A 252-nucleotide genomic window follows, 5' to 3' on the forward strand; every position below is an offset into this window, starting at 1 on the left:
GCTTAATCGCTCTATCAGCACTCGATTAAACCCTGCTGGATCTTCCATTTGTGGCGCATGGCCCATGCCGGGGAACTCGACCAGTTGCGCGCCCGGAATCAGCTTGGCCGCTTGCTTGCCCAAGACCTTGTAATGCCCGATTCTGGCCTTGACCTCGGGCGGTGCAATATCACTGCCGATGGCTGTGGTGTCGGCATCACCGACCAGCAACAACGTCGGCACTTTCAGGTTGGGCAATTCATAGAACACCGG

1 protein-coding gene is annotated in these 252 nt (G+C 57.1%); it reads right to left on the reverse strand.

Going from position 1 to position 252, the window contains the following annotated elements; translation table 11 throughout:
* The coding region (locus tag GHN92_RS23745; protein WP_218580749.1) for an alpha/beta fold hydrolase at window positions 1-252 on the reverse strand (252 nt) is incomplete at both ends.

Source organism: Pseudomonas sp. FSL R10-2964 (genome assembly GCF_009600035.1).
In the GTDB taxonomy this organism is placed as follows: domain Bacteria; phylum Pseudomonadota; class Gammaproteobacteria; order Pseudomonadales; family Pseudomonadaceae; genus Aquipseudomonas; species Aquipseudomonas bubulae.